The organism is Loktanella sp. S4079, assembly GCF_000967725.1.
GTDB lineage: Bacteria > Pseudomonadota > Alphaproteobacteria > Rhodobacterales > Rhodobacteraceae > Yoonia.
This window is the reverse complement of sequence record NZ_JXYE01000001.1, coordinates 41024-66086: the sequence shown is the minus strand read 5'-3', so window position 1 is coordinate 66086 and position 25063 is coordinate 41024. Positions and strand designations below refer to the sequence as shown.

General features: G+C 53.8%; 31 protein-coding genes. 16 read left to right on the top strand and 15 right to left on the bottom strand.

The window, feature by feature from the left end; all coding sequences use genetic code 11:
• Nucleotides 1–2: 2 nt before the first annotated feature.
• The 5 genes from TW80_RS00370 to TW80_RS00350 are packed head-to-tail and all read right to left on the bottom strand — an operon-like array spanning nucleotide 3 to nucleotide 2058.
• Entirely contained in the window at nucleotides 3–716 is a 714-nt protein-coding gene (locus TW80_RS00370) for a flagellar hook-basal body complex protein (protein WP_045995383.1), read from the bottom strand.
• A gap of 3 nt (nucleotides 717–719) precedes the next feature.
• Nucleotides 720–986, bottom strand: a complete 267-nt coding sequence (locus TW80_RS00365) for a flagellar biosynthetic protein FliQ (protein ID WP_045995382.1) — start codon at nucleotides 984–986, stop codon at nucleotides 720–722.
• A complete protein-coding gene (gene fliE / locus TW80_RS00360) occupies nucleotides 986–1267 on the bottom strand; it encodes a flagellar hook-basal body complex protein FliE (RefSeq protein WP_045995381.1) in 282 nt (93 codons plus the stop codon). The genes TW80_RS00365 and fliE overlap by 1 nt, the downstream gene beginning before the upstream one ends.
• A gap of 11 nt (nucleotides 1268–1278) precedes the next feature.
• Nucleotides 1279–1671, bottom strand: a complete 393-nt coding sequence (gene flgC / locus TW80_RS00355; RefSeq protein WP_045995380.1) for a flagellar basal body rod protein FlgC — start codon at nucleotides 1669–1671, stop codon at nucleotides 1279–1281.
• A gap of 9 nt (nucleotides 1672–1680) precedes the next feature.
• Complete coding sequence (locus TW80_RS00350; RefSeq protein ID WP_045995379.1) at nucleotides 1681–2058, bottom strand: FlgB family protein; 378 nt, start codon at nucleotides 2056–2058, stop codon at nucleotides 1681–1683.
• Nucleotides 2059–2144: 86 nt separating this feature from the next.
• On the opposite strand from TW80_RS00350, the gene TW80_RS00345 reads away from it, so the two are divergent.
• The gene (locus TW80_RS00345; RefSeq protein WP_084625686.1) at nucleotides 2145–3473 is read left to right on the top strand and encodes a FliI/YscN family ATPase; all 1329 of its coding nucleotides are present in this window, start codon (nucleotides 2145–2147) and stop codon (nucleotides 3471–3473) included.
• Here the strand turns inward: TW80_RS00345 and TW80_RS00340 are convergent.
• The 6 genes from TW80_RS00340 to TW80_RS00315 all read right to left on the bottom strand — a co-directional run bounded on the left by TW80_RS00340 (nucleotide 3470) and on the right by TW80_RS00315 (nucleotide 6806).
• Nucleotides 3470–4273 (bottom strand): DUF1217 domain-containing protein, encoded by an 804-nt coding sequence (locus TW80_RS00340; RefSeq protein WP_045995378.1) that lies wholly within the window; start codon nucleotides 4271–4273, stop codon nucleotides 3470–3472. The genes TW80_RS00345 and TW80_RS00340 overlap by 4 nt on opposite strands.
• Nucleotides 4270–4674, bottom strand: coding sequence for a flagellar biosynthesis repressor FlbT (gene flbT / locus TW80_RS00335; protein WP_045995377.1), 405 nt, complete (start codon nucleotides 4672–4674; stop codon nucleotides 4270–4272). Before flbT ends, TW80_RS00340 begins: the two co-directional genes overlap by 4 nt.
• Entirely contained in the window at nucleotides 4674–5048 is a 375-nt protein-coding gene (gene flaF / locus TW80_RS00330; protein WP_045995508.1) for a flagellar biosynthesis regulator FlaF, read from the bottom strand. The genes flbT and flaF overlap by 1 nt, the downstream gene beginning before the upstream one ends.
• Nucleotides 5049–5139: 91 nt before the next feature.
• Nucleotides 5140–5985, bottom strand: coding sequence for a flagellin N-terminal helical domain-containing protein (locus TW80_RS00325; RefSeq protein ID WP_045995376.1), 846 nt, complete (start codon nucleotides 5983–5985; stop codon nucleotides 5140–5142).
• A 208-nt stretch (nucleotides 5986–6193) separates the two neighbouring features.
• Entirely contained in the window at nucleotides 6194–6520 is a 327-nt protein-coding gene (locus TW80_RS00320) for a hypothetical protein (protein ID WP_045995375.1), read from the bottom strand.
• Nucleotides 6513–6806: a rod-binding protein gene (locus TW80_RS00315; protein ID WP_052700844.1), complete on the bottom strand. Its 294-nt coding sequence runs from the start codon at nucleotides 6804–6806 to the stop codon at nucleotides 6513–6515. The genes TW80_RS00320 and TW80_RS00315 overlap by 8 nt, the downstream gene beginning before the upstream one ends.
• Before the next feature lie 107 nt (nucleotides 6807–6913).
• Here TW80_RS00315 and TW80_RS00310 point away from each other — a divergent pair, with 107 nt between their 5' ends.
• A complete protein-coding gene (locus tag TW80_RS00310) occupies nucleotides 6914–8152 on the top strand; it encodes a flagellar hook-length control protein FliK (RefSeq protein WP_045995374.1) in 1239 nt (412 codons plus the stop codon).
• Nucleotides 8153–8162: 10 nt separating this feature from the next.
• Nucleotides 8163–8825 carry a flagellar hook capping FlgD N-terminal domain-containing protein gene (locus TW80_RS00305; protein ID WP_045995373.1) on the top strand — a complete coding sequence of 221 codons (663 nt, stop codon included), beginning with the start codon at nucleotides 8163–8165 and terminating at the stop codon, nucleotides 8823–8825.
• Here TW80_RS00305 and ubiB read toward each other — a convergent pair.
• Nucleotides 8822–10351: a 2-polyprenylphenol 6-hydroxylase gene (gene ubiB / locus TW80_RS00300; RefSeq protein ID WP_045995372.1), complete on the bottom strand. Its 1530-nt coding sequence runs from the start codon at nucleotides 10349–10351 to the stop codon at nucleotides 8822–8824. The two genes, TW80_RS00305 and ubiB, sit on opposite strands and share 4 nt — an antisense overlap.
• A 1-nt stretch (nucleotide 10352) precedes the next feature.
• Nucleotides 10353–11105: a bifunctional demethylmenaquinone methyltransferase/2-methoxy-6-polyprenyl-1,4-benzoquinol methylase UbiE gene (ubiE, locus tag TW80_RS00295; RefSeq protein ID WP_045995371.1), complete on the bottom strand. Its 753-nt coding sequence runs from the start codon at nucleotides 11103–11105 to the stop codon at nucleotides 10353–10355.
• Nucleotides 11106–11198: 93 nt separating this feature from the next.
• Here ubiE and TW80_RS00290 point away from each other — a divergent pair, with 93 nt between their 5' ends.
• The 11 genes from TW80_RS00290 (at nucleotide 11199) to TW80_RS00240 (ending at nucleotide 20981) form a co-directional block, all read left to right on the top strand.
• A complete protein-coding gene (locus TW80_RS00290; RefSeq protein WP_157033175.1) occupies nucleotides 11199–11831 on the top strand; it encodes a hypothetical protein in 633 nt (210 codons plus the stop codon).
• Nucleotides 11831–12682, top strand: a complete 852-nt coding sequence (gene mutM / locus TW80_RS00285) for a bifunctional DNA-formamidopyrimidine glycosylase/DNA-(apurinic or apyrimidinic site) lyase (protein ID WP_045995369.1) — start codon at nucleotides 11831–11833, stop codon at nucleotides 12680–12682. Before TW80_RS00290 ends, mutM begins: the two co-directional genes overlap by 1 nt.
• A gap of 62 nt (nucleotides 12683–12744) precedes the next feature.
• Nucleotides 12745–13521 carry an enoyl-CoA hydratase gene (locus TW80_RS00280; RefSeq protein ID WP_045995368.1) on the top strand — a complete coding sequence of 259 codons (777 nt, stop codon included), beginning with the start codon at nucleotides 12745–12747 and terminating at the stop codon, nucleotides 13519–13521.
• A gap of 153 nt (nucleotides 13522–13674) precedes the next feature.
• Entirely contained in the window at nucleotides 13675–14622 is a 948-nt protein-coding gene (locus TW80_RS00275) for a type IV pili methyl-accepting chemotaxis transducer N-terminal domain-containing protein (protein WP_045995367.1), read from the top strand.
• A gap of 159 nt (nucleotides 14623–14781) precedes the next feature.
• Nucleotides 14782–15045: a 30S ribosomal protein S20 gene (gene rpsT / locus TW80_RS00270; protein ID WP_045995366.1), complete on the top strand. Its 264-nt coding sequence runs from the start codon at nucleotides 14782–14784 to the stop codon at nucleotides 15043–15045.
• Nucleotides 15046–15647: 602 nt separating this feature from the next.
• A complete protein-coding gene (gene dnaA / locus TW80_RS00265) occupies nucleotides 15648–17009 on the top strand; it encodes a chromosomal replication initiator protein DnaA (RefSeq protein ID WP_045995365.1) in 1362 nt (453 codons plus the stop codon).
• A gap of 125 nt (nucleotides 17010–17134) precedes the next feature.
• Nucleotides 17135–18253 carry a DNA polymerase III subunit beta gene (gene dnaN / locus TW80_RS00260; RefSeq protein WP_045995364.1) on the top strand — a complete coding sequence of 373 codons (1119 nt, stop codon included), beginning with the start codon at nucleotides 17135–17137 and terminating at the stop codon, nucleotides 18251–18253.
• Between the two features lie 52 nt (nucleotides 18254–18305).
• Nucleotides 18306–19406: a DNA replication/repair protein RecF gene (gene recF, locus TW80_RS00255; protein WP_045995363.1), complete on the top strand. Its 1101-nt coding sequence runs from the start codon at nucleotides 18306–18308 to the stop codon at nucleotides 19404–19406.
• Nucleotides 19403–19831, top strand: a complete 429-nt coding sequence (locus TW80_RS00250) for a VOC family protein (RefSeq protein WP_045995362.1) — start codon at nucleotides 19403–19405, stop codon at nucleotides 19829–19831. The genes recF and TW80_RS00250 overlap by 4 nt, the downstream gene beginning before the upstream one ends.
• A complete protein-coding gene (locus TW80_RS00245; protein ID WP_045995361.1) occupies nucleotides 19828–20361 on the top strand; it encodes a GNAT family N-acetyltransferase in 534 nt (177 codons plus the stop codon). The genes TW80_RS00250 and TW80_RS00245 overlap by 4 nt, the downstream gene beginning before the upstream one ends.
• Nucleotides 20361–20981, top strand: a complete 621-nt coding sequence (locus TW80_RS00240) for a LysE family translocator (RefSeq protein WP_045995360.1) — start codon at nucleotides 20361–20363, stop codon at nucleotides 20979–20981. The genes TW80_RS00245 and TW80_RS00240 overlap by 1 nt, the downstream gene beginning before the upstream one ends.
• On the opposite strand, the gene TW80_RS00235 is transcribed toward TW80_RS00240, so the two are convergent.
• On the bottom strand, nucleotides 20965–21564 hold the full coding sequence (locus TW80_RS00235) for a TetR/AcrR family transcriptional regulator (protein WP_045995359.1): 600 nt from the start codon (nucleotides 21562–21564) through the stop codon (nucleotides 20965–20967). The genes TW80_RS00240 and TW80_RS00235 overlap by 17 nt on opposite strands.
• Nucleotides 21565–21668: 104 nt before the next feature.
• On the opposite strand from TW80_RS00235, the gene TW80_RS00230 reads away from it, so the two are divergent.
• Nucleotides 21669–22259 (top strand): NAD(P)H-dependent oxidoreductase, encoded by a 591-nt coding sequence (locus tag TW80_RS00230; protein ID WP_045995358.1) that lies wholly within the window; start codon nucleotides 21669–21671, stop codon nucleotides 22257–22259.
• Between the two features lie 107 nt (nucleotides 22260–22366).
• Nucleotides 22367–24781: a DNA topoisomerase (ATP-hydrolyzing) subunit B gene (gene gyrB, locus TW80_RS00225; RefSeq protein ID WP_045995357.1), complete on the top strand. Its 2415-nt coding sequence runs from the start codon at nucleotides 22367–22369 to the stop codon at nucleotides 24779–24781.
• A gap of 34 nt (nucleotides 24782–24815) precedes the next feature.
• Here the strand turns inward: gyrB and TW80_RS00220 are convergent, their stop codons facing one another.
• Nucleotides 24816–25028 carry a hypothetical protein gene (locus tag TW80_RS00220; protein ID WP_045995356.1) on the bottom strand — a complete coding sequence of 71 codons (213 nt, stop codon included), beginning with the start codon at nucleotides 25026–25028 and terminating at the stop codon, nucleotides 24816–24818.
• Nucleotides 25029–25063 lie beyond the last annotated feature (35 nt).

Below are 25063 nucleotides of genomic sequence, written 5' to 3'. Positions count from 1 at the left end.
ATTTAGCGGATGGATTTGATAACGCCGCGGATGCGTTCGTGTTCATTGTCCAAGAACCCCTGTCCCATCTCATAGGCCCGCTGAACTTCGATCATGCGGCTAATTTGAGTGATTGGGTTAACGTTGGATTCTTCTAGAAATCCTTGGACCATGCGGCCGTTCGGTGCAGGTTCAAATCCACCTTGTGCATTGAATAATACACCTGTTTCACGTGTCATTTGGTTCGGGTCTGTCGGTAGGACAATCCCAATTTGTCCGACTGGCTGGGCCCCAACACTAATTGTGCCATCCGCTCCGATTCCGATTGTCCCAGCACCTTGGGGGACGAAAATGGGCGCTCCACCAGCATCCAAAACCGGATGCCCGTCGGGGGTGACAAGATCACCGTTTTCGTTCGGGCCAAAGGCGCCGGCACGCGTCAGGCGTTGACCGTTCGGAGTCTCAACAACAAAAAATCCCTCACCCTCAATAGCAAGATCAAAGGTACCACCAGTTTGAGTCAGGCTGCCTTGCGTTTGAACCGTGTCGCGGACGTTGGCGGTCGCCATCGAAAGTGAATCGGCATCTGCCGAGAGCGCCTTAACATGTTCAGAGAACATTACCTCTTCGGAACGAAATCCGGTGGTCGACGCGTTCGCAATGTTATTTGCGATGACCTGCATTTCCGTCATTAGGCCTGCTTGTCGGGTCAGCGTCGCGTATGAAGCATTATCCATTTGTTAACCTCCAGAGATCAGGGGGATCAGTGTGTTGTGAAACAAGCTGACGAGCGTTTCAGACATGTAGTTCATGGTGATCCAAAACGTGCCTATGATCGCGGCAAGTTTGGGCACAAATGTCAGGGTCATTTCCTGAATGGATGTGAGCGCTTGGAACAGGCCCACGACGAGACCGGACACCAGAGCCACCGTCAGGATTGGGATGGAAACGGCAAAGGCTGTCCACAATCCTTGCCGAAGCGTGTCGTAGAACAGCGCTTCGGTCATTAGATCGGCATCCGCAAGATTTCTTGGTAGGCTTCAACGACACGATCGCGCACTGTCACAGCCGTTTGCACGGCAAGTTCAGTCTGCGCCAAGGCCTCGACAAGTGCATGAGGATCAGCGCCACTTGTCATCGCTTGCATCGCTGTGTTTTCGCTGGACTTCATGGTGTCCATAAAGCTCTGCGCGGCGTTCGCAAAGGCGTTGTCGCCGGTGCCGGGTTCGGGGGCGGTGGCGGTTTTGCTAGCGGCATAGTTTTGCGCAACGATTGAACTGATATTCATCGGGATTCTCCTTATTTGCGTAACAGGTCCATGAGCGCGGACGACATTTGCCGCACTTGATCAAATATCTTCAGATTTGCCTCGTAGCTTCGCTGTGCCTCGCGGGCGTCGGCAATCTCGACCAACAGATTTACGTTCGATCCGTCATAGTGACCGGTCTCGTCGGCCAATGGGTTCGTCGGATCGTACACCCGAGGCAAAGCTGTCTGATCGAGCTGCACGCGGCCCGTCGCAACCGCGCCGGGTGTTGTTCCGGCTTCGACCATTTCGTGAAACGAGATGGTCTTACGGTGATAACCCGGCGTGTCGGTATTCGCGATATTTTCAGAGACGTGGCGCAACCGATTGGCCTGCGCCTTCATCCCGCTTGTCGCAACAGACATTGCATCAACAAAATCAGTCATCTGGGACCCCTAAAGTTTGCCAAGGCTGGTGCGCAGCACGGTCATGGCATGACGGTAAACGGCCAATGCCTTGTCATGGTCACGGGTAATCGCAACCGACTTCATCAACTCATCCTCGAGAGCGACGGTGTTACCATTGGGCGAAGGTTCACCGGTCGTGGTCACTTTGCCTGACGAAACCTGTGGCGATTGCGTGATGTGTCCGGGCCGTGTTGTGCGGAGCCTCGCGGATTGGGCATCCATCGCGTCGCTGAATTTGGCGACCTCTTGGGCCTTGTATCCGGGCGTATCTGCGTTTGCGATGTTGCGTGCCACGACTGCCTGTCGTGCGCCGGCATTGCGGGCCATCGCACTGGCGGTTTGGAATATCTCCAACGATTTATACATCGGGGGTTCTCCCTCGTTTGGTTTCAACGAAGCATTAAGGCTGATTCCTTAAGAAGAGGTTTGTGAAGCAACAGCAGGAGCACCAAATGCCCCAGAATATCCTTGATCAGGCCACAGCAGCGGTGAAAAATTTACGCTCTGTTCATTATGTTGGTCGAGTCAGCGGTGTGCATGGCGGCACTGTGCAGGTCGCTGGACAGGTCGATTCTGTCAAAGTTGGTGACCGCGCGCGCGTTCTGAGCGAAGGTCACGAGATTCACGCGGAAATCGTGCGGCTCGATCAAAATGGGATTCATCTCTTGTTGGATGGTGCGTCGGAGGGTGTTTGCCTAGGGGATCGTGTTGTCTTTGAACCGGCGCCCAAGTTTGCGCCTGATATTTCATGGATGGGGCGGGTGATCGACCCTGATGGCCGACCGTTAGATGGTCGTCCGTTGCTGCCCGGTGTCACGCCGCGACGGCTCAGACAAGAACCACCTAGCCCGCATCAGCGTAGGCCAATGGGGCAACGTCTGGAAACGGGGCTGGCGGTGTTCAACACGCTACTTCCAATCGTGCAGGGGCAGAGGATCGGTCTTTTCGCTGGTTCGGGTGTGGGTAAGTCGACGCTGATGGCCGATCTTGCGCGCGGCGTCGAGGCGGACGTCGTGGTCATCGCGCTGGTCGGTGAACGCGGGCGCGAACTACGACATTTTGTCGATGAAGTACTGGGCATCGACGGCATGAAAAAGGCGGTGGTTGTTGCGGCAACGTCAGAGCGTGCTCCGCAGGTGCGGCGACGTTGTGCGTGGTCGGCAATGGCTGTGGCAGAGCACTTTCGTGAGATGGGATTGCAGGTTCTCTTGCTGGTCGATTCCGTAACTCGATTTTGCGAGGCGCATCGCGAAATCGCTGTTGCCGCGGGAGAGACTGCGAATCTTAGAGGGTATCCTGCCTCGACTGGGCCAGCGATTGCCGCACTTTGCGAGCGGGCAGGACCTGGAGTGGGTGACGAAGGCGATATAACCGCCGTCTTTTCTGTTCTTGTTGCCGGATCTGACATGGACGAGCCCGTAGCCGACATTTTGCGCGGAGTGTTGGATGGCCACGTTGTTCTAGAAAGAGAAATCGCAGAAAGGGGACGCTTCCCCGCGATTGATGTCCTCAAATCTGTTTCACGATCATTGCCTCAGGCAGCTAGCCCGCAAGAAAATGCGCTGATCGCCCAAGCACGATCGCATTTGGGTACATATCAACGTGCAGAACTCATGGTGCAATCTGGGTTGTACACCGCAGGTTCGGACAAGTCAGTTGATGCCGCGATTGCATGTTTCACGGCGCTAGAAACGTTCCTGACCATCAAGGACCAACGCGGTACCTTGGCGCATTTCTCAAAATTACGTCAAGCAATGAAGAGCGGCACGAAGCCGATCTAATAAATCTGTGGGACAGATTGCAGGAGCGTTAGTGCTGTTGAGCTGCCTGATGACGCGGACATATTGGCCGCGTCTGAACGAATGAGAAACATGCGGATGAGCTTTTCTTGCGCTTCCGGTTCGGCCAATTGTGCGAAACTATCAATTCCCAGCACGGACTTCGCGCGTTCTTGATAAATTTCAAGCTGTTGATCGACATCAATGCTCGACGTACTGCTCGGTAATCCCAATGCGGTTTGCACAACATTTCGCATTGGGGCGTTTCCCATCATCGAATACCATTGGCCGGTATTGGTGCTGTTGCGGTCGAGAATATCCGAAACCCCGTCCGCAACGTTTAGTGCGAGCCTTAGATCATTGTCTTGTTCGCCGACGGCCTGGGCGAATTGGCGGGTCTCGTATCGCGAGATAATTTTATCTGCAAAGCCTTCTGAAAGCGTCGCTGGAATGGCATTGTCGCCAAATCCGAATGCCTCACTGAAATCGGCATAACGATTGTCAGCCAGCCGGTTTGCAAGAGCGTCGTCGGCAGTCGTACCGTCTTCTAGGATCTTTTTGATGAAAAACCGATTGTTGATGTCATCATCAAGACCATACGCCCCCAAAGCAACTGATAGAAGCCGGCGGTCGTTGACCAAGTCTTCAGCGGTTGTGATAGAGCCAATATTCTCACGAAAATAATCGGTATCACGAACGACAGGCTGGCTACTGGCAAAAGCTTCTTGCTGCTTATCCAGCGTGTTTTCGAGGAAACGCCATCCGCTGTAGCCAGTCAGCGGTAGGATTGGTTGGAACGTCATACTTGCTGCGCCGCTAACAGACGGGCCTCTCGTGGTAGAAGATTGCGCAGCGACTTAAGTGATCTATAGAAATCGTTTTTTTCAACGGCGTGGGTGGCGGCGTTCAGGTGTTGGCGACTGTCGTCGTCGCGCAAGGCCTGACTAAGTTGTTCAATCCCCCGCATAATTTGATGACGGGCATCATTTTCCGGGACATCACCCGACAGTACCAGTTGTGCGATATAACATACACGGCGCACGGGTGTGTTCACTTCGTCTGGGCGGATGGCATCGCGCAAGCGTAGAATATTGGCATTTGGGGTTAGAATAGACAGCCGACTACGTCGGTCACCATTTTCAATGACGGCACCGTTTACGAGGACGCGTTCTTTTGGGTTCAGCTTTAGGACTAATCCGGACATCAAATTGCTCCTCTTCCATTTAGGCCGCGCAATACAGCGGTGTTTATCTCGATCAATGTATCTAGATCGGCTTCTTTGCGTAGAACGCGGGCGCTATGGAGGTTTGTAAATTCGGCGAGATAAAATAGTTGCGCACGAAGCTCGCGGGGCAGGCCGTTATGTTCGCTTGCGACATCCGCAGCCATTGTCGCCCACATACGGCGATTCTCGTGCACTGCGCTGGCGATTCTAGAGAATCCATCGGCTTTGCTGGTCATCGCGGCGCGCAAACGCGCGGTAACTTGACTAAAGAGCTGCGCTTCTACGGATCTTTCGGTTTTGATTGACACCTGTGTCGGGGCATAGGCCTGACGAGCCTGTTCAATAGCGTTCACGTGATATCCTTCCGGCACGAATTAGAACGGATCGCGGGTTTTCCGCGTGAGATTGGGGGACGGTGCCCAGTGAAGGGCACCGTCAGTTCTTTTAACGGAAGAGAGACATGATTGTCTGAGGTGCCTGGTTCGCAATCGAGAGCGACTGAACGCCAAGTTGTTGCTGGACTTGCAGCGCCTGAAGGCGGGCGGATGTTTCTTCCATGTCGGCATCGACCATTGTGCCAATCCCAGACTTGAGAGAATCCGACAGTTTACTGACGAAATCATTTTGGCTGTCGATGCGTTTCGCCGATGCGCCTAGAGCGGCAGCACCATCAATCGCAGTCGTCAGGAATGTCTCAAGCTCACCCAGCGCAGTCGCCGCAGTCGTCGTGTCGGTGATGGTTGTCAGGTTGGCGACGAGATCAATGTCAGTTTCAAAGTCCACGCTATCAACCGTAATCAAGGACGGTGTCGGCGCAGAGTTACCAACGCGATCCAACGAAGATAGGATATTCAGCCCGGTACCACCGTTCCCATCGACGTCAGCCGCGAGCAGATTGGCACCGTTGAATTGAGACGCGCCGATGACAGAGGCAACTTGCGCGGCTTTTTCATCCATATCGGCCTGAATTTTTGCGAAATCAACGTTTTCGGACTGTGCTGAGACCGCAAGTTGCTTCATCTCTTTGAGTGTCTCAACAATTTGCTCGGCACCTGCGGATGCCACTGCGACTGTCGATTCACCAAGTGACAAGCTGTCTGAAATTGCCTTGAACCCGGCAACATCAGATTCCATTACCTTCGAAATCGCCCAAATCGCAGAGTTATCCTTGGCAGAACTAACCTCTTTACCAGTGGAGATCATTGATTGGGTTTTGGCCAAGTCAGCGTTAGTGGATTTCAGTGTCTGAAGCGCAACCATAGCGCTGTTGTTTGTCAGAATGCTGGACATGATTTTTGGTCCTGTATTGGGGGCGCTTTGCGCCGGGTTGATTCACGAACCCGCATGAAGTTTGCGGGATGAAACGTCATTCTGACGGTGATCGTTGCCTTAGCGTTGGCGTGGCAGCGCGCCGTTTTGGCGATGGGGTTACTTTGGGGGTATAGAACTGAACAATGCGTTAAGGCGGTTTTTCCTAATGCATTGAATTTTATGAAAACTATGCCTTCTTCTCGATTTGGGGGTGGTGGATTTCAACACGCGAAAGCGCCCCAGACTGATCATAAGTACTCAGGCCAGATCGTACATTTTGTAATGCTGCAATACGTGATCGCGCCGCGCGTATTCCCGAAAGAGCAGCCTCGAACAGGGATTGGTTTCGCAGTATCGTGGCGCGAAGATTTTCGACCTCTTTTTCCGTCGGATTACCCACTTTGAACGCGTCGAAAAGCGTCTCTTTCCGTGTGCGCATTTCATCAAGATTCGAAAATTCACCGTTGCGAATGGCAGTTGCCTCGGCCTCTAGCAAATTTAAAAGCTCACGCATCCATTTTTACCTTTAATGCTTCGAACAGGGCCTCAGCGAGGCCGATTCCACCTGATTTCACCATTTCAGTGGCTTGGGCTTCGCGTAGGAATGATGAGAATTGTTCTTCACCGATACTGCCGCCAAATGTTCTGACTTTATTCCCGACGCCCGCCGATTTCAGCATTTCTGCAAGAAACGATGCTTCTAGCTTTTGCGCGGCGTCACGCAATTGGGCGTCGTTTTGCGCATATTGTGGTAACTGCGTTTCCGCGCGAGGTGGCGGTAGTATGGGAATCATTGTCATCGGGTTCTCCGGTTTCGTGTCCCGTAACTCATGCCAATGAGCGGTAAACAATCAGTAAGCTTTTTCAGCCAAAACAGGTGAATACGCAGATTCATTTCGGAGATCCGATGATTCCCTTGTTGTTGCCTGAGGTCATGCCAACCGTCACTTCGGTGCCGCCCGAGTCAGTTGTTGTCGAGCCAAATACGTCGGCCTTTGCACAGGTGATTGCCGAAGTAGACGCCCCGCCGATTGATGAGGGGGTCGTGGCGCAGCCAGAATTGCAAGACGTAGAAGAGGTCGATGCGCTATTGGCCGACGACAGCGAGGATATTCAGTGTTCAGCAGATATTATCGCTGAAGAAGCGAACGATGATTCCATGCCGGAACTGGCGCCAATAACAGATGAACGCCTCGTGGTGCCCGAGCAGGCCCAGTTACCTGTGGATGAATTTGGGGTGACGGATGTGATCAAAGCAGAGGGCGTCGAATCGCGCGCGGTTGACCCCGTTCGGCGGGCTAAAGTGCCCAAGCCGAGCTTTGCACAGTCATTGGTTCAGGGCAAAATGCCTATGGCGCAGCCCGAGCCGAAGGTCACTGCCGATCCTCAAGTTACACTGACCGAAAAGCCTGCGATGGATGATGCTGACGTTAAGGTGCCCAAGATGCCTATTGATGTCGCGACGGTTCAATTCCCAGCACCCAAAGAGATAAACACGATCACGGAGGTGCGCGCTGACAAGCGGGACGTATTCCATGCGCAAAATAATGAGATCGCATTCGACAAAGCCTCACCTCGGGTCATCGACGGACAGAAGCCTGAAGTTTCGATGCCGAGTTTCAATGCGCCGCTCGTCGAACCTCGATATGTGCGCGACGTTATGCCGTTAAATCTTGATCACGCTGCGCCGCCTTTGACCGACAGAGCGCAAGTTATGCAAACCGCTGCCCCGACGATTCAAGCGATTTCTGGCAACCCTGACACTGCCCGCCACATTGCCCAGCAGATGGTTGTCGCGGTGACTGAACAGCCGGGGAAGGCCACTGAAATCGCATTGAACCCAGAAGAGCTAGGGCGCGTTCGGCTAAGTATGACAGTGGTAGATGGTGCAATCACCATGAATGTCACGGCAGAGCGCCAAGAAACGAATGATCTGCTGCGTCGGCATATTGAGACCCTCGCGCAAGAATTCCGTGAGCTTGGGTTCAGCGATATTACCTTTGCTTTCGGGCAAGGAGAAACGCCAAAGCAAGCGGGTGATTTTGACAGCGACCCGGATGTGGAGGCGATGGAGCACACTCACGAAACGGCTATGCCGCAAACAACATTGCTGGCTGTTGGCGGTGGATTGGATATTCGAATTTAGGAGATTTACGATGGATGTAACCGCGACCTCATCTGCGACAACGACTGCCCAAACCACAGCGGCCCAATCCACAAATGTGCTGAGTGGTGATTTTGAGATGTTTTTGCAGATGCTTACGGTACAGATGCAAAATCAGGACCCGTTGAACCCAGTGGATTCGACGGATTATGCCACCCAATTGGCGACATTCTCTGGCGTTGAGCAGGCGGTTCTGACCAATGACCTACTCAAGTCGCTTAGCAGTCAGCTGACCTCTGGCGGACTCGCTGATATGGCGGCTTGGGTGGGAAAAGAGGCACGTGTCGCAGCGCCGGGTTATTTCGATGGTGAGCCGATAACCCTCGCGCCAAACCCAGCTGTATTGGCCGACGCGGCAGAAATTGTCGTCCGCAACGATCTTGGCGTGGTGGTGCAACGATTCGACGTACCAATCAGTGCCGAACCCGTCGAGTGGGCAGGCGTCGATACCGGTGGCTACCCATTCCCAGAAGGGATGTATTCCTTTGAACTGGTAAGCTCGCTTGAAGGTGAAGTGCTAACCGAAGATACGGTTGAGATATATGCGACGGTCACCGAAGTGCGCGCGCAGGACGGAGAAACAATACTGATCCTTGATGGCGGTTCGGCCGTGGCAACATCGCAAGTCAGCGCACTGCGTGATCCATCAGTCTAGAGCAGAGCGCTAATCCAGACACCGACCCCCACCAGCGCGCCGCCAAATGCCATCCAAGTTAGCTGTTGGCCAAGCGTGGTTGGTCGCGGCGGGGGCGTTGGGTTGTTGCGGCGGATAAGGGCCTCTTCCGCGATGCGTGGCAGCTGTGGACCAAACCGGGCAAGCACCATAGCGGTTTTGCTTAGATCACGCATCAATGCCTTTGGGCCGATGCTCTGCTTGATGTAGTTTTCGACGACGGGCTTGGCCACCTGCCAAATATTGATATGCGGATCAAGCGAGCGTGCAACACCTTCAACGACAACCATCGTACGTTGAAGCAGAATCAATTCCGTACGCGTTTCCATCCCAAATCGTTCAGTGACTTCAAAGAGATAGTTGAGCAATCTGGCCATCGAAATCTGGCTCGCGTCCATGCCAAAGATCGGTTCACCCACTGCGCGAAGGGCGCGGGCGAATTCATCGACATCCTGATCAGCTGGCACATAGCCTGCTTCAAAATGAACTTCGGCAACGCGCTGATAATCTTTGCGGATAAAGCCAAACAGAATCTCGGCGTAGACACGGCGGGTATATTCGTCAATCCGCCCCATGATTCCGAAATCATAGGCGATGATATCGCCGTTCGCAGCGACCTTGAGATTGCCCTGATGCATGTCCCCGTGGAAGAAGCCGTCGCGCAGCGCATGATTCAGAAATAGCTCTAAGACACGCGCGCCAAGTACACGTCGGTCATGCCCTGCCGCATCCAGTGCCGCATTTTCGCCGATGCTAATGCCCTCTGCCCAATCAAGCGTCATGACCCGCCGACTGGACAAATGCCAACGGACAACAGGTACGCTGAAACCAGCGTCATCAGAGGTGTTGGTGGCGAACTCAGCGGCGGCAGAACTTTCGAGCCGCAGGTCTAACTCGCCTGCGACGACGCCCTCAAAATGTGTGATTACATCCATTGGGCGCAGCCGCCGCGAAGCGGGTGAAAGGATTTCGATCGCGCGCGCAGCAAAATAGAAGGCGTCCACATCTTTGCGGAAGGCTTTTTCAATGCCGGGGCGCAGGACCTTGACCGCGACGGCCTCGCCGGTTTCGGCCAAATGTGCCTTGTGGACTTGGGCTAATGATGCGGCAGCGACAGGTTCAGAAAAACTTGCGAATAGTTTTTCTGTTGGCGCGCCAAGCTCTTTTTGTATCGCGGCCTGTGCTTCTTCCAGTGAAAATGGGGGCAGCTTGTCTTGGAGAACGCGTAACTGTGCAGCGAGGTCGGCGCCAACAACATCGGGGCGGGTCGAAAGAACTTGTCCGAATTTGATATACGCCGGCCCGAGCGCCGTTAGAGCCCGCGTTGCTGGTGGCATTGTCACGTCACCTTTGTAGCCGAGCCATTGAAATGGCCAGACCAACGCGCGAAACGTCATGCGCAACAGCGGTGGCGCGTCGAATGCATCCATTACGACTTTCATCGCGCCGGTGCGTTCCAGAGTCGCGCCGGTACGGATGAGGCGGATGATGTTGTGAGGGCCGCGCATATCAGATTTTCCAACCAGAGTGCAGCGCAGCAATGCCCATCGACAGATTGCGGTACTTTGCGTTTTCAAAGCCAGCGGTGCGTAGCATGCCCAAGAACGTGTCTTGGTCTGGGAATTTCCGAATGGATTCGACCAAGTATTGATAGCTGTCGCGGTCGCCAGCGATCATCTGGCCCATGCGGGGAATGACGTTGAACGAATAAGCGTCGTAGGCCGCCTGCATCATCGGGTTGGGCAATTGGCTGAACTCTAGCACCATAAGACGCCCACCGGGTTTCAGGACGCGGTAGGCCTCGTTCAGGGCTTCTTGGGGGCGGGTTACATTACGGATGCCAAAGCTGATGGTATAAACGTCAAAGGTGTTCGCCTCGAACGGCAGCGCCATTGCATCACCCACCACCCAATCAAGGCTATCGGACATGTCTTCTGCCTCAGCGCGTTTTCGACCTTCGACGAGCATGGATTCAGTGAGGTCCAAAACAGTCGAATGCCCACGGCCAGCACGTTTCAAAAACCGAAACGAAATATCGCCCGTGCCGCCAGCCACATCTAGCAATCGCTGACCCGGCCGGGGTGCAAGCCAGTCCATCATCGCGTCTTTCCAAACGCGGTGAATACCAACTGACATCACGTCATTCATGATGTCGTATTTGCTCGCGACCGAGGAAAACACGCCCTGTACGCGGCCTGCCTTTTCGTCCTCGGGGACGGTTTCAAACCCAAAGTGGGTGGTGTTCTCTGGCTTGTCGGTCATGTCATTCTTTCGCCCGAATACTGTCCCAAACGGGTTATACGGACTTGGTCCAATAGACAAACTGTCATTATGACACGGGAGGTAGGGGCGACTTTGTCGGATATTGTTTTTGTCGTTTTAGGTTTTGGATTTTGCGGGGCAATTATTTTAGGTTTCTGGTACTTACGGTATTTGTTCGCACGGCAAGTGCAAAAATGGACCAATCAACGCGACAGCAAAGGTCAAGAGGTCGAACAGACAGGGTTTGCCAAGACACAGCTTGGGAACCTTCCTGCTGATGTAGGTTTTGTCGCGGGTGTCGGCAAAAATGCAGAGCCTGCGGTGACTTTGAATGTGACGATCCTGCGTCCAACGATTGGAATGCGGTTGATCAGTATCGGTGTTGGCGGCGCGATCATTTGGATGATTTGGCTGAGCGAAACGAATTACTTACCCGACATCGCATATCTGGACATAGGTACGAGCATCGTTGTCGCTTATAGTTTGCTTTATACGAACCTGTATGAGCTGCGTTATGATCAGCATGGCATCATTCACAAAGACTGGTTTCTGCGCGAAGTTGAGTTCCGGTGGCGAGATATCATCTCGATCAAGGATAATGGTCAGTACGCCTACATACTGCGACTTGAGAACGGTAAGAAGACTGAGGTGTTGAAATATCTTGTCGGTATCCGCCCTTTCCTTACATATGCCAAAGAACAAATCGCAAAGAACAATAGAATGTAATGCCCGAACTTCCCGAAGTTGAAACCGTCAAAGCAGGTATCGCCCCCGCAATGGAAGGGCAGGTGATTGTGCAAGCTGACATCAACCGTCCTGATCTGCGTTGGCCTTTTCCTGAAAACATGTCAGCGCGTTTGACTGGTAAGCGTGTCTTGGGTCTGCGGCGGCGTTCTAAATATATTCTGGCGGATCTCGATAGCGGTGAAACGTTACTGATTCATTTGGGTATGTCTGGGCGGATGCTTGTATCTGGGGTCAAGGTCGGCGAATTCCATCACCCGCACCCGGCGCCTGCAAAGCATGATCATGTTGTGCTGCATATGGAGAACGGCGGACGCGTGACATTCAACGACGCGCGACGGTTCGGCGCGATGGATTTGCTAGATACTGCGACACAAGAGGACCATTGGCTCATACGCGATATCGGTCCAGAGCCTTTGGGGAATGGGTTTGATGAAACCTATCTGATCGAGCGACTAAAGGGTAAGAACACCCCGATTAAATCTGCGCTGCTTGATCAGGGGATCGTTGCGGGATTGGGCAACATCTACGTATGCGAAGTGCTCTTTCGGGCTGGCATCCACCCCAAGCGTAAAGCAGGACAAATCAGCGCAAAACGCGTGGCGACTCTGGTTCCCGTTATCCGCGAAGTTTTATCCGAAGCAATCGCGGCAGGCGGGTCTTCGTTGCGCGATTTTCGGCAATCGGATGGTGAACTGGGATATTTTCAGCATGTCTTTCGGGTCTACGATCAGGAAGGAAATGAATGCGTAACACCCGGATGTAAAAAGACAATTCAGCGAATCGTTCAGTCGGGACGCTCATCCTTTTTTTGTCCGCAATGCCAAAGATAACTTGCACGATGTTGTGCCTTTGCTAATCACTAGCGTAGTCCGAAGTAACGGGAAGTTTATGAATGGCCTATGAAAACATCATCGTGGACGTCAGCGATTCTGTAGCAACGATTACCCTGAATCGCCCCAATGCGATGAATGCGTTGAATAGCAATTTGCTTCGTGAACTTTGCACTGCACTTGAGGATGCGGATAAGAACGACAAGGTGCGATGTATCATCGTCACCGGTACTGAAAAGGCATTTGCTGCCGGTGCTGATGTCGCTGAAATGTCCGACAAGTCATTTGTCGAAATGTACAAGACTCGGTTCTTTGAAAATGAAACGGACCGTTTTAATCGAACCCGTAAACCGATCATTGCTGCGGTTGCCGGGTATGCGCTGGGCGGCGGTTGTGAACTGGCGATGATGTGCGATTTCATCATTGCAGCTGATAACGCTAAATTTGGTCAACCAGAGATTAACCTGGGGATCATTGCGGGTATCGGCGGGACACAACGTCTCACGCGCTTTGTTGGTAAGGCGAAGTCGATGGAAATGCATCTGACTGGCCGGTTTATGGATGCCGAAGAGGCAGAGCGGAGCGGGCTGGTGAGCCGCGTCGTTCCTGCCAAAAAGCTGATGTCCGAAGCTCGCGCATCCGCTGAAAAAATCGCAGAGAAGTCCCAAATCGCGGTCATCGCGGCAAAAGATGCCGTCGACCGCGCCTACGAAACGACCCTTGCTGAAGGGTTGAACTATGAACGCCGTCTGTTCCAATCGCTGTTTGCGACCGAGGATCAATCCGAGGGGATGGCTGCGTTCCTAGAAAAGCGCGAACCTCAGTTCCGCGACCGGTAGCTCGCCGCGCGACTAAGCGCTTGCTAGGCCACTTTTTTGCCGTATCGATTGCCTGTTTTTGCCGCAATGTGACCTGAGGGTTGCAAGTGGAACGCTTGTATCAACCGCACAGGTCATCATGACACAACGCAATGTCCTGAGATAAGGAAAGCAATGAACTTCTCACCACTCACTCTATCAGCGTTTGTGACCAGTATCCTCAGTACCTCTATCCCATCCGCAGTCTCTGCGGGTCAAACTTCTACCCCAGCGCCAGACGGTCTTGTTCTCGTCGAACAGACCGACATCATCATTGATATGGGCGCTGCTAACCGCGTAATCGCTGCTGATCTTCTGCGAACGCTCTCGCAAGAAATCCCCGCAGCGACGTGTTATCTCTATTATGGCGTCGACGTTGACGAAGCGCGCGAGCTTTTGGAAACGAGCATCTCAAAGTTCGACAAGGCTTTGCTTGCGTTGCTCAATGGCGACGAATCAATGGGTATCATCGGTGCAGAACCATTGCCCCGCGTGGTCCGCGAAATCGAAGAATTGATGGCCACATGGTCCCCGATTCACGATGCCGCAGAGGCGGTTCTTGCCGACCCAAGCAATACTGACGCCGTCACACTCATCTTTGACTCTGCAGATGTGATGCTGGATAAAACCTATCACCTGCTTAGCGAAATCGAGGCCGAATACTCTAATCCTGTTGAACTCTTGCAGTCGGACATGTTGCTTCTCGAAGTTTCGGGGCGGCTTGCGATGATGACGCAGCGGATGGCCTATGAAGCCTGCCGTATTTGGTCAGGGGATGGCACACCTGAATTGGTGGCCGATCTCGTTAAAACCATTGGTCATTTTGAGGCTGGCATGGATGCCCTAAGCAACGGCCTGCCAGAGTTGGGCATTAAGCCCGCCCCAACCCCAGAGATCGCCGCCGTGCTTGAGTTGATCTCGTCAGACTGGTCCGACATTCGCGGCTACCTCGATTCTGTGATCGCGGGCGAGGAGCTCTCGGTTGAGGTGCGCGAATCCCTCTATCATTTGCTCGCAGTGAAGCTGCACAAAGTCGAAGAACTCGAAACCTTGTATCAGGATTATTCCAAGCGCGTTTACTGATGCGTTTCAAAAATGGCGTTGCATTGTTGGGTCAACTGGCTTATGCGACGCCCCAGACATGCGTGTGAGGCCCGCTTTGGCCAGATCAGCCGGTACTGAACCCGGTCGGGGCTTATTGCGCTAACGATTTTCAATTTGACCCGACGAAGGGAAGACCAAATGGCAAATACACCTCAGGCGAAAAAACGCGCCCGTCAGAACCAAGCCCGCTTTGCAGTAAACAAAATGCGCCGTTCGCGCATCCGTACTTACCTGCGCGCTGTTGAAGAAGCGATTGCATCTGGTGACCAAACAGCTGCAGCTGCAGCACTGAAAGCAGCACAGCCAGAGCTGATGCGCGGCGTCACAAAAGGCGTAGTTCACAAGAACACAGCTGCACGCAAAATCTCTCGTTTGGCTGCACGCGTTAAGGCGCTGGCCTAATATTTCCGATTCTCCGCGTCCAAAAGGAAGCGGATAATTGCCAAAAGGCGCGCCTGTACAGGCTGCGCCTTTTTTTGTTCGAGTGTTGTGAAATTGCGCTTATTTCTTGAGTTTTCAGCGGCCCCCTAGATTCTTTTTGAGCAATCTTAGAGTCAAGCGCGATGTTCTGTTGAAGCGTCCGCAGCGAGCTTGCTAGTTTGCCCAAGCGATTCACATCGTTCCGGGGGGACATGGAGAGTTTGCGCAGAATTTTGTCGGGGGTGTAGATCTTTGCACGCTGCCAGATTTCTGTTGTCAGGCTTCATGCAATGCTGGCGGGCAGGGTCAATTCTGATCTGTCGTACTGGTTTGTGTCTGCACGGTTGCCAAAGTCTGCTCTTTGGCTGCGTGGCAGTCTATGTTCGTCTTTCTGCCGCTCAGGTGACAGAGACCGACAAACGTCGGCTTTGCGCGCCCAGGCCAACAGATTTGGTAAACACGACCTTGTTTGAGTGGGGCACGCTCAAGCAGCAGGAAGTTTTTGTCCAACGGAAACGTGAGGCGCAGGTGCGAGGCAGCCCTTGCATCTAAAACGGCATGTGTTTGGGGACAGAAGATAAAAGATGACGAACGAAACTTGGGCAACGGTACAAACAAAACTAAAAAAAGCGCTCGGGGCGAATAACTTTTCTAGCTGGATTGAACCGCTCGAATTTTCAAAACTTTCCGAAGGTGTTGTGACCTTTCATGTGCCGACCAATTTCATTGGTAACTATGTGTCCCAAAATTTTGGCGACCAGATCATCTATCACATGAACCAGCTTGGCGAATCCGTGCGCCGTTTGGAATTTGCCGTGCCTGCACAACAGCGCCCCGTTCAGACTTCGGCCTCCCCTGCCGTTGCAGCGCCCGCGCCTACGCCCAAGCCAACTGTTGCCGAGGATATCTCTGGATCTCCGCTTGATGCGCGCTTTACCTTTGACACCTTTGTTGTCGGTAAGCCCAACGAATTGGCCCATGCCGCAGCGCGCCGCGTTGCTGACGGTGGCCCCGTTACGTTTAACCCACTGTTCCTTTACGGTGGTGTTGGTCTGGGTAAGACACACTTGATGCATGCGATTGCGCACGAACTGAAGCAACGTTCGCCAGAGCTCAACGTGCTGTACCTTTCTGCGGAACAGTTCATGTACCGCTTCATCACCGCCCTGCGTGAACGCAAGATGATGGATTTTAAACAACTGTTCCGTTCGGTTGATGTGCTGATGGTTGACGATGTTCAGTTCATCGGCGGCAAAGATAGCACCCAAGAAGAGTTCTTTCACACGTTCAACGCGCTTGTTGACGGTCAGAAACAGATCATCATTTCGGCTGACCGGGCGCCCGGCGAAATCAAAGATCTAGAAGAGCGTATTAAGTCGCGCCTGCAATGTGGCTTGGTCGTTGACCTGCACCCGACTGACTACGAACTGCGCCTTGGCATCCTTCAGTCCAAAGTCGAGGTTTACGCTGCGCAATATCCTGATCTGGAAATCGCTCCGGGTGTTCTGGAATTCCTTGCACACCGTATTTCAACCAACGTGCGTGTTCTTGAGGGCGCGTTGACCCGCCTGTTTGCGTTTGCATCACTTGTCGGTCGCGAAATCACACTAGAACTGACCCAAGACTGTCTGTCGGATGTTCTGAAAGCGTCGGATCGCAAAGTCACCGTCGAAGAAATCCAGCGCAAGGTGTCTGAGCATTACAACATCCGCCTGTCCGACATGATCGGGCCAAAGCGCGTGCGTAACTATGCCCGCCCACGACAGGTCGCGATGTATCTGGCCAAAACTATGACCAGCCGTTCACTGCCTGAAATCGGTCGCCGTTTTGGCGGCCGTGATCACACCACTGTCATGCATGGTGTGCGCCGGATCGAAGAACTGAAAGTCACCGACAGCCAGATCGCTGATGATCTGGAATTGTTGCGCCGCGCGCTGGAGGAATAAGACCAGCGCTTGACGCCGCCGCGCCCATCGTCAACAGTCCAACAAAACGCTTGAGCCCCACGGAAAATACAGTACATTTTCCGTCCCGGTGGCTCTGGCCACCAAGATATGCGGAGCATTGGGACATGAAAATCAGCATCGAACGCGCAGCCCTGCTAAAAGCAGTGGCACAGGCCCAATCTGTCGTGGAGCGGCGCAACACTATTCCGATTTTGGCCAACGTGCTGATCGAAGCCGAAGGTGACAGCGTTCAGTTCCGCGCGACCGATCTGGATATCGAAGTCGTTGACCGCGCCCCAGCAATGGTTGAACGCGCGGGCGCGACCACCGTGTCTGCTGTGACGCTGAACGAAATCGTGCGCAAGCTGCCTGATGGTGCCTTGGTCTCCCTGACCGAGGACAGCGCATCTGGTCGTCTGACAATCGAAGCCGGGCGTTCAAATTTCTCGCTCGCAACGCTGCCCAAAGAAGACTTCCCGGTCATGGCAACGTCTGAATATGCTGCGAATTTCTCGGCACCTGCGCCAGTTCTGCGCCGCCTATTCGACAAATCCAAATTCGCCATCTCGACCGAAGAAACCCGTTACTATCTGAACGGCGTCTACATGCATGTCGCTGACAGCGACGGCGGCAAGGTGCTACGCTGCGTCGCGACTGATGGCCACCGTTTGGCACGCATTGATGCGGAACTGCCCGAAGGTGCGGCCGAAATGGCAGGCGTCATCGTTCCGCGCAAGACAGTCGGCGAGCTGCGCAAGCTGCTTGATGACGACGACATGCAGATCGCCGTGTCCGTGTCTGAAACAAAAATCCGCTTTGCGACACCAGACATCACCCTAATCTCAAAGGTCATCGACGGGACATTCCCAGATTACACGCGCGTCATTCCGCAAGGAAACACACGCAAGATGGAAGTCGACGCCAGCGAATTCGCAAAGGCGGTCGACCGCGTAGCAACCGTATCATCCGAGCGTTCGCGTGCGGTGAAACTGTCACTCGACGAAGATCGCCTGATCCTTTCTGTGAACTCACCTGACAGCGGTGCCGCCGAGGAAGAACTGGCCGTTGCCTACGGCGATGAGCGTCTGGAAATCGGGTTCAACGCGAAATACCTGCTGGAAATCGCCAGCCAAGTTGATCGCGAGAACGCCGTCTTCATGTTCAATTCCTCAGGTGACCCGACGCTAATGCGCGAAGGCAATGATACATCTGCTGTTTATGTCGTCATGCCGATGCGCGTTTGACGCGGCCATGTAACGATAGGCAAAGGGTGCAGATCGCCCTTTGCCCTACGAAATGACTAGGCTCGCCCTCTCAGAATTGGTGCTTTCGCACTTTCGTTCGCACAAGCGGGCGGTGCTAGAGCTTGATTCGCGCCCATTGGCCATTTTTGGGCCTAACGGCGCGGGTAAAACGAACCTCATCGAAGCTGTCTCATTGTTGTCGCCTGGTCGCGGGTTGCGGCGTGCAGGTGCTGATGATTTGACCCGCCGCCCCGAAGCATTGGGGTGGAAAATTAGCGCGGTGCTGCAGTCGATCAACCAAACCCACGAGATCGAAACTTGGGCCGAAGCAGGCAGCGCGCGTCAATTACGCATTGACGGCAAAGCATCCGCGCAGGTCGCACTGGGGCGTGTTGCGCGTATTTTGTGGCTCGTGCCTTCGATGGATCGGCTTTGGATCGAAGGGGCCGAAGGACGTCGACGTTTCTTGGATCGCGCCACGCTCAGCTTTGAACCAAGTCATGCAGACGCGGTATTGTCTTATGAAAAGGCGATGCGTGAACGTAACCGCCTGCTTAAGGACATGGTACGGGACCCGCATTGGTATACCGCCCTCGAGGCGCAAATGGCAGAAGCGGGCGCAACTCTTCAAGCGAACCGCCACAGGGCCATTTCCGAACTCATGTCTGCGCAACAGGCTACGACAACCGCTTTTCCAACTGCGAATCTCACACTCACTAGCCCTGACCCAATCCCTGATGATCTGGTGGCGGCATTTGCTGATAACCGAGGTCGCGATATGGCGGCTGGGCGCACCTTGATTGGCCCTCATCGTGCTGATTTGCATGCTGTTTTTGCGGACAAAGGGGTTGATGCCAAGGATTGTTCGACAGGAGAGCAAAAGGCGCTGTTGATTAGCTTGATCCTTGCCAATGGGCGTGCACTTGCGCGCGATTTTGGCGCACCACCCATTTTGTTGCTGGATGAGGTCGCCGCTCACCTTGACGCAACGCGCAGGGCGGCGCTTTATGATGAAATCTGCGCACTGGGCGCGCAGGCATTTATGACAGGTACGGGGCCAGAGCTATTTGCCGAATTGGGTGACCGTGCGCAATTTGCGGAAGTTACCGAAATCGAAGGGCAATCGACCCTGACCCGAAAGGAAAAGCCATGACACCGCAGCGCGTGACACTGATTACCCTAGGGGTTGCTGATTTAGACCGGGCCAAAGCCTTCTATGGTGAATTGGGCTGGACCCCAACGTCAGAAACTGACGGGGTGGTGTTCTATCAGATCAACGGGATGGTGCTTGGGTTCTTTGGGCTAGGGCCATTAGCCAAAGACCAAGGGCGCGCTGATGCAAAGTTGGGTACGGGTGCGATGACACTTGCCCAGAATTTCGAAAACGAAGCAAAGGTTGATTCCGCATTTGCCGCAGCGCTAGCAGCCGGTGCGACGGCGCTCAAGCCCCCTGAAAAGGTGTTCTGGGGTGGCTATTCCGGCTACTATTCCGACCCCGACGGCCATGTTTGGGAGGTCGCACACAACCCGTTTTGGCCGTTGAATGCCGATGGTAGCCTAACGTTGCCAAGCGAATGACACTCACTGTCGAAACGATCAACGAGTTGGATTTGACGCCTCAGGCGGACGCTGAAATTGCAGCGCTTCTGATGGACGCCTTCGACGCTGGATTCGGGGAGCGATCCTTTTATCGCCAACGGCACCACCTTCGCCTGCTTGCACGGGATGGCGAAGTGTTGGCTGGGCATGTGGCCCTGCTTTATCGTGTGGTGCAGGCAAATGGCGTGTTGATCCCGATCATTGGACTGGCCGAGGTCGCCACCGCGGATACCCACCGTGGCCAAGGGATTGCGCGCAAATTGGTTACCCGATCACTCGACATTGCAAAGCGTAGCCAAGCACAATTTGCATTGCTCTTTGGTGATCCAAATCATTACAGCCGATACGGGTTTCGCGTTGCGCCGAATCCGTTGCGGCACCTTGATTTGTGGGATGGAAAATCGCGTGGGATCAAAACTGCGCCTGATAGTGAATTTATGGTTGCACAGACAGGTGATCAGGTGTGGATCGATGAAGGCGAAGTTGACCTCATGGGGCATGTTTTTTGATGACGATCAGCGCTTATGAATTGCTTTTGTATGCATCGGCACTTTTTGTACTGTTTCTGACACCCGGCCCGGTGTGGGTGGCGCTGTTGGCCAGATCAATGTCGGGCGGTTTTCAGGCGGCTTGGCCGCTTGCCATTGGGGTAGCGATTGGCGACATCGTTTGGCCCCTTGTGGCGGTGCTAGGGGTGAGCTGGCTAGTTTCTGAATTCACCGGGTTTATGGATGTCTTACGCTGGATCGCTGTTGGGGTGTTTTTGCTCATGGGCGTTATGCTCATCCGGAATGCCGACAAGACGCTGGGAAGCAATAGCCGACTGACGCGACCTGGCATGTGGGCGGGGTTTGTCGCGGGGCTGGCTGTGATTATTGGCAACCCCAAAGCAGCCCTGTTCTACATGGGTATCTTGCCGGGTTTCTTTGATCTGACCCAATTGACCAAGCTGGATATTGCAGCGATTTGCACGCTTAGCTTTGTTGTGCCGTTGGTGGGGAACTTGATCTTGGGGCTGTCAGTGGATCGGGTGCGCGGGCTTTTGAAATCTCCCGCTGCGGTTCGTCGATTAAACCTATCGGCGGGTTGGCTGCTCATCGGGGTTGCGCTGGTTATTGCGCTGACCTAGGCGCGGTAAGCCAAGCACGAAGATAGGGTGCCAGTCGATCTTCTACATTTACGCTGTTGTGTAGGGCGCAAAATTCCAATGCGATGGCCTGAATGATAAAGGCCTGAATACCCTCGGCCAACAACGTCGTATCGACATCGTCGCGAATGGTGTTTGGCTGCAGTCTTTCTACCCATTGGGCGAATAAGACGACCTGCTCCATAAAATTCACTGAAATAAGCTCTGTTGTCTCGATCGCTGCAGCGCCTGAGAACCGGATGACGATATCAAAGACAACGCGGTTTTGGCCCATATAGGCCAAGAGCGGTGCAATTGCTGGCGCAAAGTCATCGACACGATCAGGGGGCGGTGCCTGTGCGATTTGCGCTAAAATCTGGTCCATCTCTCGACCGATCAGCAGCGCCATCAGGCGATCTTTGTCCTCAAAATGAGAAAAAAACGTACCTTTCGCGACTTTTGCACGGGCGACGACATCTTCGACGCGCAAGGCGGCAAAGCCGGATTCGGTGACAATATCTTGCGCCGCATCGACCAGTCTTTGGTGGGTGGCGAGGCGACGTTTCTGTGGGGAACGTGTTTCCATAGCGGTCAGGATAGTGATTTTTTGACCGTGGTCAAATTTTGTAATTGACCACGGTCATTTTTTGTCGATACAAAAGTGACCATAGTCAATTTTAAGGAATCGTAATGATGCAAAACCGTATTATCGTGCTCAATGGGCACCCTGGCCCCACATCGCTTTCGCGACAGTTTTCTGAAAAATACGCAACGACCGCCCGCGCTGCTGGCAGCGAGGTGCGCATACATCATCTACCCGAAATGACGTTCGATATTGATTTCGGGTTTGCCGACTATAGCCACGACAAGCCGCTCGAGCCGGATCTCGAAAAGTTCTTGATTGATCTGGAATGGGCCAATCACTTTGTGATCGCGACCCCAATGTGGTGGGGCGGATTGCCCGCCAAGTTGAAGGGGCTTTTTGATCGTGCATTTTTGCCCGGTCGTGCCTTCGATACACGGGTAACAAAGCTGGGAATGCCGACCCCGATGCTGACTGGTAAAACTGGACGTGTGATCCTGACATCGGACACGCCACGTTGGTTTGAACGGTTTGTCTATCGCAGCGCATTTATGCATCAGACAAGCAAACAGGTGCTGGCCTTTGTGGGGATCAAACCGACCCGTTACACCTATTTTTCGGGCGCGAGCCATGCTTCGGCGACCAAGATTAACGGCTGGCTTTCACAGGTCGAGAGTATCGCAAAAAGGGCAGCGTAGAGAGCGCTGTCCAAACTCCGCTGAAACCCACAAAATCTTGTGTCATTTGCGTGACAAACATCGGCAAACCGCATATATTTTGCGCATAGTGAGACAGGGAAATCTAAATGGCCGACGATAATAAAAACCCAGAAGAATACGGCGCCGATTCAATTAAGGTTCTCAAAGGGTTAGAGGCAGTTCGCAAGCGTCCCGGTATGTATATCGGCGACACGGACGATGGCTCGGGTCTGCACCACATGGTTTACGAGGTCGTGGACAACGGCATTGACGAGGCGTTGGCCGGTCACGCAGACCATGTTTACGTCAAAATCAACGCAGATGGTTCTGTCACTGTCGGGGATAACGGGCGCGGGATTCCTGTCGGCATCCACGAAGAAGAAGGCGTTTCTGCCGCTGAGGTTATTATGACCCAGCTCCATGCTGGCGGTAAGTTCGACAGCAACTCTTACAAGGTGTCCGGCGGTCTGCACGGTGTGGGTGTTTCTGTTGTGAACGCTCTGTCCGATTTCCTAGAACTGCGCATTTGGCGCGACGGCAAAGAACACTACGCCCGTTTTGAAGGCGGCTTTACGACCGAGCACCTGCGCGTCGAAGGTGACGCGAATGGCCGCAAGGGGACCGAGGTCACGTTCCTTGCGTCGGTCGAAACCTTCTCTAACCGCGACTATGATTTCCACACATTGGAAAAACGTCTGCGCGAGCTTGCGTTCCTGAACTCCGGTGTACGCATCATTCTTGAGGATTTGCGCCCAGCAGAACCGCTTAAAGTCGATCTGTTTTACGATGGTGGCGTTAAGGAATTTGTTAAATTCCTTGACCGCTCAAAGACTCCGCTGATGGAAGCCCCGATTTATGTCACGGGCGAACGCGATGACATTGGCGTCGAGGTGGCGATGTGGTGGAATGACAGCTACAACGAAATGGTTTTGCCATTTACCAACAACATTCCCCAGCGCGACGGCGGTACGCACCTTGCTGGTTTCCGTGGCGCATTGACCCGCGCGATCAGCAAATACGCGACCGAGACCGGGATCACGAAAAAGGAAAAAGTATCGCTGACCGGTGACGACGCGCGCGAGGGTCTAACCTGTGTGCTGTCCGTCAAAGTGCCCGATCCGAAATTCTCGTCCCAGACCAAAGACAAACTGGTCAGTTCCGAAGTCCGCCCAGCCGTCGAAAACCTGATGGGTGAAAAGCTGAACGAATGGTTCGAAGAAAACCCCAACGAAGCAAAGGCGATTATCACCAAAATCGTCGAAGCCGCCGCAGCACGCGAAGCAGCGCGTAAGGCCCGCGAAATTCGACGCAAATCCGCGATGGACGTGAATTTCAACGCGTCCAAGCTGAAAGACTGCTCTGAAAAAGATCCCGCCAAAACCGAAGTCTTCTTGGTGGAGGGTGACTCTGCTGGTGGTTCTGCGCAGACGGGCCGCGACCGTCAGACACAGGCGATTTTGCCATTGAAAGGTAAAATCCTGAACGTTGAACGCGCGCGTTTTGATCGGATGTTGAACTCTCAGGAAATCGGCACATTGGTCATGGCGCTGGGGACAGGCATCGGGCGCGACGAATTCAACATCGATAAGCTGCGTTACCACAAGGTCATCATCATGACAGATGCTGACGTCGACGGCGCCCACATCCGTACGCTGCTGTTGACGTTCTTCTTCCGTCAAATGCCGGAACTGATCGAAGGCGGATACCTCTATATCGCGCAACCGCCGCTCTATAAGGTGTCGCGCGGTAAGTCCGAGGTCTATCTCAAGGATCAGGCTGCGATGGATGAATACCTCATCGAACAGGGCATTGACGGTGCCATGTTGCGTCAGGGCAATGGCGAAGAAATCGCTGGGGCCGATCTGCGACGTGTTGTTGACGAGGCGCGCCAGTTGAAGCGCGTTCTTGATGCCTTCCCGACGCATTATCCGCGTCACATTCTTGAGCAGGCTGCGATTGCTGGCGCGTTTGTGCCCGGTGCGGTTGACCAAGACTTGCAAGGCACCGCTGACCGCGTTGCGCAACGTCTAGACCTGATCGCGCTCGAGTGGGAACGTGGCTGGCAAGGGCGCATCACCCAAGACAAAGGCATGCGCCTCGCGCGTATCCTGCGCGGCGTCGAAGAGGTCCGTACGCTAGACGGCCCAATGCTGCGTTCTGGTGAAGCCCGCAAAACGGGCACCCTCACGCAAAGTCTGCAAGACGTCTATAACCTGCCCGCGACCTTGGTGCGTCGCGACCGTAGTCAGGTGATTCATGGCCCGCTAGACCTGCTGAAAGCGATCCTTGAAGAAGGTGAAAAGGGGCTGTCGCTGCAGCGCTACAAAGGTCTGGGCGAAATGAACCCAGATCAACTGTGGGAAACTACGCTTGACCCTGATGCGCGTACTTTGTTGCAGGTGAAAGTCGAAGATGTTGCTGAGGCAGACGACCTGTTCACTAAGCTGATGGGCGACGTCGTTGAACCACGAAGAGAATTTATCCAAAACAACGCGTTGAACGTTGAACATTTGGACTTCTAAATAATTGAACGGGGGGCTAGGCCCCCCGTTTGGTTTAGGTGTTATCGGTTTCGCTCTGGTCTTCGTCCTTCATGCCTTGGGCAAAGATGATAAAACCGATGAAGATGGCGATGTAATGCGTATAGCTCCAGATTGGGTCAGGAATAATGATCCCGATCTCCGCCCAAAGATCGATCTGCATCATACTAAGCGTCAGATCCGCTATTCCCCACAAAACGATCGCGCCGCCAATAATCTTTGCTAACATGAAATTCTCCAATTTTACCTAGCGGCAGCTTTGGT